This window comes from Aeromicrobium sp. P2_G6 (genome assembly GCF_056403535.1).
In genome coordinates this window covers 438,349-450,557 of record NZ_JBFUFH010000004.1, presented here as the reverse complement: position 1 = coordinate 450,557, position 12,209 = coordinate 438,349, and the positions used below count along the sequence as shown (strand labels likewise).

At 68.6% G+C, this 12,209-nt stretch carries 9 protein-coding genes and 1 pseudogene; 9 read left to right on the top strand and 1 reads right to left on the bottom strand.

The genetic code is table 11. From position 1 onward, the window contains the following. The 7 genes and pseudogenes from infB to AC1DVU_RS15635 all read left to right on the top strand — a co-directional run. Positions 1 to 2,093 (top strand): translation initiation factor IF-2 (gene infB, locus AC1DVU_RS15665; RefSeq protein WP_476923374.1); only part of this gene is annotated, 2,093 nt, incomplete at its 5' end. Positions 2,094 to 2,177: 84 nt separating this feature from the next. Beyond that, on the top strand, positions 2,178 to 2,618 hold the full coding sequence (rbfA, locus tag AC1DVU_RS15660) for a 30S ribosome-binding factor RbfA (RefSeq protein ID WP_476923373.1): 441 nt from the start codon (positions 2,178 to 2,180) through the stop codon (positions 2,616 to 2,618). Then, complete coding sequence (gene truB / locus AC1DVU_RS15655) at positions 2,611 to 3,489, top strand: tRNA pseudouridine(55) synthase TruB (protein ID WP_476923372.1); 879 nt, start codon at positions 2,611 to 2,613, stop codon at positions 3,487 to 3,489. Before rbfA ends, truB begins: the two co-directional genes overlap by 8 nt. A gap of 57 nt (positions 3,490 to 3,546) precedes the next feature. Next, positions 3,547 to 4,797, top strand: coding sequence for a phospholipase D-like domain-containing protein (locus tag AC1DVU_RS15650; protein ID WP_476923371.1), 1,251 nt, complete (start codon positions 3,547 to 3,549; stop codon positions 4,795 to 4,797). 215 nt (positions 4,798 to 5,012) lie between these two features. Then, complete coding sequence (locus AC1DVU_RS15645; protein WP_476923389.1) at positions 5,013 to 5,939, top strand: bifunctional riboflavin kinase/FAD synthetase; 927 nt, start codon at positions 5,013 to 5,015, stop codon at positions 5,937 to 5,939. Between the two features lie 77 nt (positions 5,940 to 6,016). Beyond that, a pseudogene (locus tag AC1DVU_RS15640) lies at positions 6,017 to 7,681 on the top strand (glycoside hydrolase family 3 protein); the annotation flags it as partial. Next, entirely contained in the window at positions 7,623 to 8,225 is a 603-nt protein-coding gene (locus tag AC1DVU_RS15635) for a fibronectin type III-like domain-contianing protein (protein WP_476923388.1), read from the top strand. The pseudogene AC1DVU_RS15640 and the gene AC1DVU_RS15635, both read left to right, overlap by 59 nt. Here AC1DVU_RS15635 and AC1DVU_RS15630 read toward each other — a convergent pair. Then, complete coding sequence (locus AC1DVU_RS15630; protein WP_476923370.1) at positions 8,222 to 9,118, bottom strand: SGNH/GDSL hydrolase family protein; 897 nt, start codon at positions 9,116 to 9,118, stop codon at positions 8,222 to 8,224. The genes AC1DVU_RS15635 and AC1DVU_RS15630 overlap by 4 nt on opposite strands. A gap of 222 nt (positions 9,119 to 9,340) precedes the next feature. Here AC1DVU_RS15630 and rpsO point away from each other — a divergent pair, with 222 nt between their 5' ends. Both rpsO and AC1DVU_RS15620 read left to right on the top strand, forming a co-directional pair. Further along, the gene (rpsO, locus tag AC1DVU_RS15625) at positions 9,341 to 9,595 is read left to right on the top strand and encodes a 30S ribosomal protein S15 (RefSeq protein WP_056215938.1); all 255 of its coding nucleotides are present in this window, start codon (positions 9,341 to 9,343) and stop codon (positions 9,593 to 9,595) included. Between the two features lie 226 nt (positions 9,596 to 9,821). Beyond that, the gene (locus tag AC1DVU_RS15620) at positions 9,822 to 12,050 is read left to right on the top strand and encodes a polyribonucleotide nucleotidyltransferase (RefSeq protein WP_476923369.1); all 2,229 of its coding nucleotides are present in this window, start codon (positions 9,822 to 9,824) and stop codon (positions 12,048 to 12,050) included. Positions 12,051 to 12,209 lie beyond the last annotated feature (159 nt).

Below are 12,209 nucleotides of genomic sequence, written 5' to 3'. Positions count from 1 at the left end.
GTGGTGCACCGGGGCGCGGCGCTCCCGGTGGAGGCGGCGGCGGATTCGCCGGTCGTCCCGGCGGTGGCGGTGGCGGTGCTCCCGGCCGCGGCGCTCCTGGTGGCGGTGGCGGCTTCAGCGGCCCTCCGCGCACAGGTGGCCCCGGTGGCCGCAACACGCGTGGCGGCACGCAGGGCGCGTTCGGTCGCGCCGGCGGACCCGTCCGACGTGGACGCAAGAGCAAGCGCGCGAAGCGTCAGGAATTCGACCAGATGCAGGCGCCGGCAATCGGTGGCGTCCGCGTCCGCAAGGGCAACGGCGAGACCGTACGCCTGACCCGCGGATCCTCGCTGGCCGACTTCGCCGACAAGATCGGCGGCGACTCCGCATCGCTCGTCGAGGTGCTGTTCCATCTGGGCGAGGTCGTCACGGCGACGCAGTCGGCCAACGACGAGACGTTGATGCTGCTCGGTGAGGAGCTCAACTACAACGTCGAGGTCATCTCCCCGGAGGACGAGGACCGCGAGCTGCTCGAGTCGTTCGACATCGAGTTCGGCGAGGACGAGGGCGACGAGGCCGATCTGGCCGCGCGTCCCCCCGTCGTCACCGTCATGGGTCACGTCGACCACGGAAAGACCAAGCTCCTCGACGCGCTGCGCAGCAGCAACGTCGTCGACAAGGAGGCCGGTGGCATCACGCAGACCATCGGCGCCTACCAGGTCGCGACCGAGGTCGACGGTTCCGAGCGTCGCATCACCCTGATCGACACACCGGGTCACGAGGCGTTCACCGCCATGCGTGCCCGTGGTGCCCAGGCGACCGACATCGCGATCCTCGTGGTCGCGGCCGACGACGGCGTCATGCCGCAGACGGTCGAGGCGCTTAACCACGCCAAGGCCGCCGGCGTCCCGATCGTCGTCGCGGTCAACAAGGTCGACAAGCCCGACGCCGACCCGACCAAGGCACGTGGCCAGCTCACCGAGTACGGACTCGTGCCCGAGGAGTACGGCGGCGACACGATGTTCGTCGACGTCTCGGCCAAGGCCGGCACGGGCATGGACGAGCTGCTCGAGGCCGTCATCCTCACGGCTGACGCCTCGCTCGACCTGCGCGCCAACCCCAACCAGAACGCCGAGGGTCTCGTCATCGAGGCGCACCTCGACCGTGGTCGGGGACCTGTCGCGACAGTGCTGGTCCACCGCGGAACGCTCAAGGTCGGCGACTCGATCGTCGCCGGTCCGGCGTTCGGACGTGTTCGCGCCATGCTCGACGAGCACGGCGAGAACATCGAGGAAGCCACCCCGTCCCGTCCGGCACTCGTGCTCGGTCTGACCGCGGTCCCGGGAGCCGGCGACAACTTCATGGTCGTCGCTGACGACCGGCTGGCCCGCCAGATCGCCGAGAAGCGCGAGGCGCGAGAGCGCAACGCCCTCCTGGCACAGCGCACCGGCCGTCGTACGCTCGAGGACTTCATGTCCTCGATGGAGAAGGGCGAGACCGACGAGCTGCTCCTCATCCTCAAGGGTGATGGTTCCGGTTCGGTCGAGGCGCTCGAGGATGCACTGGCCCAGATCGACGTCGGCGAGGAGGTCGCACTCCGGGTCATCGACCGCGGTGTCGGTGCGATCACCGAGACCAACGTCATGCTGGCCGCCGCGTCCAACGCCGTCATCATCGGCTTCAACGTCCGCCCGCAGGGCAAGGCGACGGAGCTGGCCGACCGCGAAGGTGTCGAGATCAAGTACTACTCGGTCATCTACAACGCGATCGAGGAGATCGAGGCATCGCTCAAGGGCCTGCTCAAGCCGGAGTTCGAGGAGGCGCAGCTCGGTACCGCCGAGATCCGCGACATCTTCCGCTCCAGCAAGATCGGCAACATCGCCGGTTGCATGGTCACGAGCGGTGTCATCAAGCGCAACGCGAAGGCACGCCTGCTTCGCGACGGCTCAGTGGTCGCGGACAACCTCGACTTCTCCAGCCTGCGCCGTGAGAAGGACGATGTGTCCGAGGTCCGCGAAGGCTTCGAGTGCGGTCTCGTGCTCAAGGGCTTCAACGACATCAAGGTCGGCGACATCGTCGAGACATTCGAAATGCGAGAGAAGCAGCGCGCGTAGCGACTGCTCACCGGTGTTGCGTCATAGCTTCTGAGGTCCCCGGGCCACGGAAGCTATGACGCAACACGACTTTCAGGAGGAATCATGGCTGGACCTCGGATCCACAAGGTCGGCGACCGGATCAAGGTCATCGTGGCGCAGATGCTCGAGCGCCGGGTCAAGGATCCGCGCCTGGGCTTCGTGACGATCACCGACGTACGCATGACCGGTGACGGTCAGCAGGCTTCGGTGTTCTACACCGTCATGGGCGACGAGACGGCTCGCGCCGACACCGCCGCTGCGCTGCGCAGCGCCACCGGCCTGATCCGGTCAGAGGTCGGCAAGCAGCTCGGCACCCGCATCACGCCGTCGATCGAGTTCTTCCTCGACGCCGTCCCCGAGACGGCCAAGGAGATCGAAGACCTGCTCGCCAAGGTCAAGGAGTCCGACCAGGAGGTCGCCTCGCGCTCGGCGGGTGCGCAGTACGCCGGCGACCCCGATCCGTACAAGAAGAAGGACGACGACGACGCGGAGCTCGATGACTGACCCGGTCTCCGGGCTCGTCGTCGTCGACAAGCCGGCCGGCTGGACGTCGCACGACGTCGTGGGCCGCATGCGCCGCATCGCCGGCACCAAGAAGGTCGGTCACTCCGGCACGCTCGACCCGATGGCGACCGGCGTGCTGGTGCTCGGCATCAACCGCGCCACCCGGCTGTTGGGCCACCTGACGCTCGCCGACAAGGAGTACGTCGCGACGATGCGGCTCGGCCAGTCGACAGTCACCGACGACGCCGAGGGCGAGATCACCTCGTCGACGCCGGCATCACAGGTCGACGAGGCTGCCGTACGCGCGGTGCTGCCGGCCTACACCGGCGACATCCAGCAGGTCCCGTCGTCGGTCTCCGCGATCAAGGTCGACGGCGTGCGGTCGTACGCCCGCGTACGCGGCGGCGACGAGGTCAAGCTGGCGGCCCGGCCGGTCACCGTCTCGACGTTCGAGCTCGATGGGTTGCGCGTCGAGGGCGATGTCGTCGACGTCGACGTCCGCGTCGTCTGCTCGAGCGGCACCTACATCCGGGCCCTGGCGCGCGACATCGGCGCCGACCTCGGCGTCGGCGGACACCTGACGATGCTCAGGCGTACGCGCGTCGGTGCGTTCGCCCTCGACCAGGCCCACACGCTCGAGCAGCTCGAGCAGGAGCTCGTCGTTGCCGGGCTCGACGACGTGGCACGCGCGAGCTTCCCGGCGTACGACCTCGAGGAGCGCGAAGCCTCCGACGTACGCTTCGGCCGCCCGCTCACCGGCATCGACCTTGGCGCACCCGGCGCGGTCGCGGTGTTCGCGCCGTCGGGGGAGTTCCTCGCGCTCTACGAGCAGCGCGGCGGCGTCGCCAAGCCGGTCGCCGTCTTCGTCTGAATCGCCGCTGAGCGTGACCCCCAGCGGGATCGGCGGGTCGCTAGGGTGAGTCACACCATGCGACTTCGCCGACCCTCGACCCGCGGCATCCTCAAGCGGGCACTGTTGAGCCTGCTGACGGCGCAGTTCCTGATCGTCGTGGCGCTCATGGCGACGACGAAGGTCCGCAAGATGCTCCGCGGTGGCAAGGGCCACGAGACGTTCCCCGTCACGCCCCCGACCCCGCTCGCCATCGGCTCCGGCAACACCGCCACCGCCTACACGTACGGCTCGGACCTGTTCGAGGACATGCTGGCGGCGATCGGCGGCGCCCGCGAGCGCATCCTGTTCGAGACCTACATCATCAAGGGCGACGCGATGGGTCGCCGCTTCAAGCGGGCCCTGATCGACGCGGCTCGCCGGGGCGTCGACGTGTATGTCATCTACGACGGCTTCGCCAACCTCGTCGTGACGCCGAGCTTCCTGCGGTTCCCGGCTCCGATCCACGTCCTGCGTTATCCCGTGTTCGCCACCGGCTGGCGGTTCTTCAGCCCTCGGCAGATGGGCCGTGACCACCGCAAGATCCTGGTCGTCGACGACGAGGTCGGCTATGTGGGCGGCTACAACGTCGGTTCCCTGTACGCCTCGGAGTGGCGCGACACGCACCTCAAGATCGAGGGTCCCTCGGTGTGGGACCTCGACAACGCGTTCGTCGACTTCTGGAACCTGCGCCGCGGCCGGAACGCGCGGATCCTCAAGGAGCGTGGCGACGCCAGCTGGGAGCCGCAGATCCGCGCCCATCGCAACGTCCCACGACAGCTGCTGTTCCCGATCCGGGGCATGTACATCGAGGCGATCGACCGGGCCCGCGACCACATCTACATCACGGCGGCTTACTTCATCCCTGACCGCGACATCCTGCAAGGGTTGCTCGAGGCCGCTGCCCGGGGCGTACGCGTGCGGATCCTCGTGCCGGAGATCTCCAACCACGTCGTCGCCGACTGGTTGTCGCGGGGGTTCTACTCGCAGCTGCTCGACGGCGGCGTGGAGATCCTGCTCTACCAGGACTGGATGGTGCACGCCAAGACCGCGACGATCGACGGCCGGTGGACGACGATCGGCACCGCCAACATCGACCGGCTGAGCCTCACCGGAAACTACGAGATCAATCTCGAGATCCTCGACGACGCGCTCGCCGCGCACCTGGAGATGGTGTTCGAGACGGATGCCTCCAACGCACGCGTGCTGACCCGCGCCGAGTGGTCGTCGCGGCCGCTCGTCGCGAAGGCGTGCGAGTGGATCCTCGCGCCCCTGCGCCCGCTGCTCTAGCCGGGACGCGGCGGTTCGCTGCCGTCGAGGACGACGACCTCCCCGCCGGAGGACGCCCCCGGTCACCAGCCTCACGGTGTCGCGCAGGACCGAGGCGTCATGGGTGAGCGGCATGCTCCGACGCTAGGCGGCAGCCTGTGCCGCCGCCACATAGAGTGTTCTTAGGTTTGGCTCCTGCGATGTCGTGAGCGGTGGTGTGGCAGAGTTTTCACGTGATGATCTGGCGCGACTTCCGAGGAGCAGCGACGGATCCGCGATCCGAGCCGTCGGCGGTCACGGTCGGCAACTTCGACGGCGTCCACCGTGGTCACCAGCACGTGCTGGCCCGCACGCGCGAGCTTGCTGCCGGGCTGCCCGTCATCGCGGTCACGTTCGTGCCTCACCCGCTGGCCGTCGTACGCCCTGAGCAGGCGCCCTTGAGGCTCACGACGATCGAGCGTCGCGTCGAGCTGCTGCGCGCAGCGGGCGCCGACGAGGTCCGCATCCTCAACTTCACCGCCGAGATGGCTTCGTGGTCGCCGCAGGAGTTCGTCGACCGGGTCCTGGTCGAGCAGCTCAGCGCTGCACTGGTCGCGGTGGGCGACAACTTCCGATTCGGTTCCAAGGCCAGTGGCGACACGACGTTCCTGCGCGAGGCGGGGGAGCGGGCCGGGTTCGCGGTCGACGGCCTCGCCCTCGACGGCGGCGCGGTCCCGTACTCGTCGACCCTCGTGCGTACGTTGGTCGCCGAGGGCCGGCTCGCGGAGGCTGCCGAGGTGCTCGGCCGCCCGCACGAGGTGTCCGGCATCGTCACCAAGGGCGACCAGCGCGGCCGCGAGCTGGGATTCCCGACAGCCAACGTCCCGGTCGACGAGGCGTACGCCGTGCCCCCTGACGGCGTCTATGCCGGCCGGCTCGTGCGCGCCGACGGCGAGCGGCTGTCTGCGGCGATCTCGGTCGGCACCAACCCCACGTTCGACGGCGTCGAGCGACGGGTCGAGTCGTACGTCCTCGACCGCACCGACCTCGAGCTCTACGGCGAGGCGATCCGGGTCGAGCTGGTCGAGCGGCTGCGGGGCATGGTCAAGTACGAAGGCATCGAGCCGCTCATCGCGCAGATGCATCAGGACGTCGAGAAGACCCGCTCGATTCTGCAAACCTGAAACCTGTTCCACTTCGCGCAGAACGCCTGTACGTTGACGGCACTCTGCGCGCCTGCGCGCCCGACGTGGGGAGCCCCATGACATCGCGACGCCTCCTCGGCCTGGTCCTCGCTGCCGTGACGGTCGGTTCGACCCTTGCCCTCACACCGGCCCCTCCGGCCGTCGCCGCGGGCAGGTGCGGCAACCACCCGTGGTGCGACACCACGTTGAGCCCCAGCCAGCGGGCCGACCTGCTCCTCGCCGAGCTCACGCTCGACGAGAAGATCGGTCTGCTCGGCGGCGACGACCTGATGGGCGGCGCGTTCAGCAGCCCGGACACCCACACCGGCGTCCAGGAGGGCATACCCCGCCTGGACGTGCCGACGATCTACTACAGCGACGGACCGGTCGGCCCGCGTCAGGGCAAGTCGATCGGGCTGCCGGCACCGCTGACGCTTGCCGCGACGTTCGACCCCGAGCTGGCTCGGTCGCACGGCACGGTCGCCGCGTCGGAGGCCAAGGCCAAGGGCAACGACGTCATCTACGCCCCGACGGTCAACATCGCGCGTACCCCGCTGGCCGGCCGTACGTTCGAGGGCTATGGCGAGGACCCGCTGCTGACCAGCCGTCTGGGCGTGGCGTGGATCGAGGGTGCGCAGGCGACCGGTGTGATCGGCAACGTCAAGCACTTCGCGGCCAACAACCAGGAGGGCATCGACTTCACGGGTGGGCTCCTCAACGAGCACCTGCCCGCCGGGCTCGGCATCGTCGGGACCCGCTATGCGCAGAACTCGATCGTCGACGACCGCACGATGCGCGAGATCTACCTGCCGCAGTTCGAGGCCGCCGTCAAGGAGGCCAAGGTCGGCACGATCATGTGCGCATACAACAGGGTCAACGGTGAGTACGCCTGCCAGAACTCCACGTTGCTCAAGAAGATCCTGCGCGACGAGTGGGGCTTCAAGGGCTACACGATCGCCGACTACCTGGCGATCCACACGACCGACGGCGGCCTCAACAACGGGCTCGACTTCGAGCCGTGGCCACCGGTCGGCTATCAGCCGCTGCTGGTCTCGGCGGCGGTCACGCTCGGGCAGGTCAAGAAGTCCACGATCGACCAGCACGTCCGCGTGATGCTCGAGACGTGGTTCCGGTTCGGTGTCTTCGACCGCGCGGCCTACCGCAACGACGACGCGCAGATCGACAAGGTGGCCGACGGCCAGGCCTCCCAGCGGATCGCGGAGCAGTCGACGACGCTGCTGCGCAACCAGGGCGACATCCTGCCGATCTCGCCGTCGGTCAGGTCGATCGCCGTGATCGGCAAGCCCGCGACCGAGTTCGCGGTCGGCGGCGGGTCGGGCGAGGTCGAGCCGTTCGAGAACCACTCGCTCCTCGACGGCCTCACCGCTCGCGCGGGCGGCGGCGTCACGGTGACGTATGACGACGGGACCGACCGTGCCCGCGCGGCTGCCGCCGCCAAGGCCGCGGACATCGCGATCGTCGTCGCCAAGGACCAGTACGGCGAGGGCTCGGACCGCAACTGCCTGTCGCTCGAGTGCCCCGGCACCTACGGCGACCAGGACGCGCTGATCGAGGCCGTGGCGGCGGGACAGAGCAAGACCGTCGTCGTGCTCGAGTCAGGCGGCGCCGACCTGACACCGTGGCGCTCGAAGATCGCAGCGCTCGTGCAGGCTTGGTATCCCGGTGCGCACGGCGGGCCTGCGCTCGCCCGGGTGCTGTTCGGCGACGTCGACCCCGGCGGCCCTGCCCCTCACGCTGCCCGACAGCGAGTCCCAGCTGCCCACGGCGGTCAGCTCGTCCCGCTACCCAGGGAGCGGGGTGCTGGGCCTCGAGACGCACTACGACGAGGGCGTCTTCGTCGGCTATCGCTGGTACGACGAGAAGAACCTGACGCCGGCCTACCCGTTCGGCTTCGGGCTGTCCTACACGTCCTTCGCGCTGTCCGACCTCACCGTCGACCAGGGCAGCGGCGTCGTGAAGGCAGTCGTCACGAACACCGGCGAACGTACGGGCTACGCCGTGCCACAGCTCTACCTCGGGCTGCCGGACCAGTCGACGACGGTGCAGCAGCCGCCCGCCGCCCTCAAGGGATTCACCAAGGTCCAGCTGGCGCCGGGGGAGTCCCGCACGGTGTCGTTCCCGCTCACCAGTCGTGCGCTGTCCTACTGGGACACCGCGGCGTACGCGTGGAAGGTGACGAAGGGCTGCGCGCAGGTCAAGGTCGGGTTCTCCTCGCGGGACCTGCCGCTGAACGGCAAGCTGCCGATCGGTGGGGGCAGCTGCTAGCCCTCGGCGAGCTGATTCGCCACGGCCCGGGCGACGGCCTGCATGCCGGCGAGCCGAGGGTGGAAGGCGACGCCGTCGTCATCCTTGACTTGGGCGCCGTTGGTCCAGGCCTGTGTGCCCGCGCATGCGTCGTGGCCGCGCGAGGCCTTGCGCATCGAGACGTACGGGACGCCCGTCTGGTGCGCGGCATCGGCGAGCGCCCGGTCCAGGGCCTCCTCGGCACTGGCCACCGCGGTGGCATCGCCGGCTGAGATGCCGATCGTCGGGCAGCTTCCCGAGTCCGGCATGATCCGCAGGTAGCCCACGAGCAGCACCGTCGCCTTCGGCGCCTTGGCGCGTATGTCGGCCAGCACTGCGGCGATGTCCGTGACCGTCTGCCGGAGGATCACCGGGGCTGAGTCGCGCGAGAACGGGTCGCATGCGCCCTGGCCGCCCGTGCAGGCCGAGATGAGCGACGCGAACAGGTTGCCGTCGTTGCCGCCGATGCCGACCGTGACGAGGTCGGTTCCGGGCGTGACCGCCTCGATCTGCGGCCGCGCCTCAGCTGGTCCCGTCCCGTTCTGCAGGACGTCGTGGGTCGTCGCTCCGGCGCAGCTCACGTCGACGAACGTCGTGGGGTCGAGCTCGTGCGCGAGCAGGGACGGCCAGTTGTGGTCAGACCTGAGGCAGAACGCGCCGCCGTCACGCAGGTCGGCAAGCCCGGGCCCTGCGGTGAACGAGTCGCCGATCGCGACGTATGAGCGTACGGCCGGCAGGTCGGGACTCGCGCTCGGCGCGGGTGTCGCGGTCGTGGCGGTCCTCGTCGGGCTCGGATCGCCGGACGTCGACGAGCACCCCGTCAGCAGCAGGGCGACAACGACTGCGATGCCTGCGATTCGGCCGGACGACGACATGCCGACGACGCTAGCCGTACGGTGGTGACTCGCCCGACCGCGACCGGCTGCGCGGCCCGTCGGCGATTCGCCCCGGGAGCGTCGGCGCTGATACTCTGGACGTTGCCGTCTGATCGGCCACGGATCCAGAGTGCCCCGGTGGACAAGCCCGGGCGCGCCGTGCAACGAAACCCTCAGAGGAGAACAGTGTCAAAGAAGACTGCTGCGCCCACGGTCGCAGGCATTGCCAAGGAAGACATCATCAAGCAGTACGCGCTCAGCGACGGCGACACCGGATCCCCTGAGGTCCAGATCGCGCTCCTGACGGGTCGCATCTCGCACCTGACCGCGCACCTGCAGGAGCACAAGCACGACCACCACAGCCGTCGTGGCCTGCTGCTCCTGGTCGGACAGCGTCGTCGTCTGCTCAACTACCTGCAGAACAACGACATCGAGCGCTACCGCTCGCTCATCGAGCGTCTCGGTCTGCGCCGCTAGATCCCGTGAGGCGGTCACTTCCCCGTGGAGTGACCGCCTCTCTTCACAACTGCACATCGCACCACCCATGACGAGAGTGCCCAGGCACGACGTGCTCGGTCCTCGGTAGTGGCCCTCGGGACGTTCCACAGGAACGCCCGCAGGCCTCGATCGAAGACCGACAAGGTTCCACCGTCTGGCACCTCTCGTCCCAACAGGCAGGCATACGCCTGCGGAAGGGACTTCCATGTCGGAATCCACACTTCACACCGCTGAGACCGTCATCGACAATGGCAGCTTCGGCACCCGCACGATCCGTTTCGAGACGGGCGTCCTCGCCCAGCAGGCCGCCGGCTCAGTCGCAGCCTTCCTCGACGACGACACGATGCTCCTGTCGGCCACGACGGCCGGCAAGCACCCCAAGGACCACTTCGACTTCTTCCCCTTGACGATCGACGTCGAGGAGCGGATGTACGCCGCTGGTCGCATCCCGGGCTCGTTCTTCCGCCGTGAGGGACGCCCCAGCGAGGACGCGATCCTCACGTGCCGCCTGATCGACCGCCCGCTGCGCCCGACCTTCAAGAAGGGTCTGCGCAACGAGGTCCAGGTCGTCATCACTGTCCTGGCGCTCAACCCCGACACCCCCTACGACGTCCTGGCGATCAACGCGGCTTCCGCGTCGACCCAGATCTCGGGCCTGCCGTTCACCGGCCCGGTCGGCGCCACGCGCGTCGCCCTGATCGACGGCCAGTGGGTCGGCTTCCCGACGCACAGCCAGCTCGAGAACGCTGTGTTCGACATGGTCGTCGCCGGCCGCATCGCGGGTGACGACGTCGCCATCATGATGGTCGAGGCCGAGTCGACCGAGTCGACCTGGGACCTCGTCCAGAGCGGTGTCCAGGCGCCCACCGAGGAGATCGTCGCAGGTGGCCTCGACGCCGCCAAGGTCTTCATCAAGCAGCTTTGCGAGGCGCAGATCGCTCTCGCCGAGACTGCCGCCAAGCCGGTCCGCGAGTTCCCGATCTTCCTCGACTACGAAGACGACGTCTACGAAGCCGTCGAGTCCGTCGCCAAGGCCGATCTGGCCCAGGCCCTCACGATCGTCAGCAAGGCTGACCGCGAGGAGCGCGAGTCCGAGATCAAGGCCGACGTCATCGAAAAGCTCGGCGAGCAGTTCGAGGGTCGCGAGAAGGAGATCGGCGCTGCGGTTCGCTCCGTGACCAAGGCTGTCGTCCGCGAGCGCGTCCTGCGCGACAAGGTCCGCATCGACGGCCGTGGCCTCGAGGACATCCGTGCCCTCAGCGCCGAGGTCGGCATCGTTCCCCGCGTGCACGGCTCGGCGCTCTTCCAGCGCGGCGAGACCCAGATCATGGGCATCACGACGCTCAACATGCTGGGCCTCGAGCAGAAGCTCGACACGCTCTCGCCCGAGACGTCGCGTCGCTACATGCACAACTACAACTTCCCGCCCTACTCGACCGGTGAGACGGGCCGGGTCGGTTCGCCGAAGCGCCGCGAGATCGGTCACGGCGCCCTCGCGGGCCGTGCGCTCCTCCCGGTCCTGCCGACGCGCGAGGAGTTCCCCTACGCGATCCGTCAGGTGTCCGAGGCGCTCAGCTCCAACGGTTCCACCTCGATGGGCTCGGTGTGCGCCTCGACGCTCGGCCTGCTCAACGCCGGTGTGCCGCTGCGTGCGCCGGTCGCCGGTATCGCGATGGGCCTCATCTCCGGTGAGATCGACGGCAAGCAGACGTTCGTCACGCTGACCGACATCCTGGGAGCCGAGGACGCCTTCGGCGACATGGACTTCAAGGTCGCCGGAACGCGCGAGTTCGTCACCGCCCTGCAGCTCGACACCAAGCTCGACGGCATCCCCGCCGACGTGCTGGCCGGCGCGCTGACGCAGGCGTACGGTGCGCGCGTCGCGATCCTCGACGTCATGGCCGAGGCCATCGACGAGCCCGACGAGATGAGCCCCTACGCCCCGCGGATCATCACGATCAAGATCCCCGTGGACAAGATCGGTGAGGTCATCGGCCCCAAGGGCAAGATCATCAACCAGATCCAGGACGAGACGGGCGCCAACATCTCGCTCGAGGACGACGGCACGGTCTACGTCGGTGCGGAGAGCGGCGAAGCTGCCGAAGCCGCGCGTGACGCGATCAACGCCATCGCCAACCCGACGATGCCCGAGGTCGGCGAGCGCTACCTCGGCACCGTCGTCAAGACGGTCGACTTCGGCGCGTTCGTGTCGCTGGCACCGGGGCGCGACGGCCTGCTGCACATCAGCAAGCTGCGCGAGCTCAACGGCGGCCAGCGCGTCAACAACGTCGAGGACGTCGTCAAGGTCGGCCAGAAGATCCAGGTCGAGATCGCCGAGCTCGGCGACCGCGGCAAGCTCTCGCTGATCCCCGTGCTCGAGGACAAGGGCGAAGAGGCTGCACCGGCTGAGGAGCCGGTCAGCTCCGACGCCTGATCCGTACGTCTGTGAAGGGCCCCGTCGCACTGCGGCGGGGCCCTTCCGCGTTCGTGGTGACCGATCTCCATGCGTTTGCGCTGCTGGGACGACACGAACGCAGGGAGATCCGTCCCCATCGCGACCGACGTCCCTGCGTTTGCGCTGCTGGGACGACAC

Excerpts from the sequence above, each read along its gene's own strand:
- AC1DVU_RS15630 (WP_476923370.1), bottom strand. The coding sequence starts at position 9,118 with ATGTCGTCGTCCGGCCGAATCGCAGGCATCGCAGTCGTTGTCGCCCTG.
- AC1DVU_RS15650 (WP_476923371.1), top strand. The coding sequence starts at position 3,547 with ATGCGACTTCGCCGACCCTCGACCCGCGGCATCCTCAAGCGGGCACTG.
- truB (WP_476923372.1), top strand. The coding sequence starts at position 2,611 with ATGACTGACCCGGTCTCCGGGCTCGTCGTCGTCGACAAGCCGGCCGGC.
- rbfA (WP_476923373.1), top strand. The coding sequence starts at position 2,178 with ATGGCTGGACCTCGGATCCACAAGGTCGGCGACCGGATCAAGGTCATC.
- AC1DVU_RS15620 (WP_476923369.1), top strand. The coding sequence starts at position 9,822 with ATGTCGGAATCCACACTTCACACCGCTGAGACCGTCATCGACAATGGC.
- AC1DVU_RS15645 (WP_476923389.1), top strand. The coding sequence starts at position 5,013 with ATGATCTGGCGCGACTTCCGAGGAGCAGCGACGGATCCGCGATCCGAG.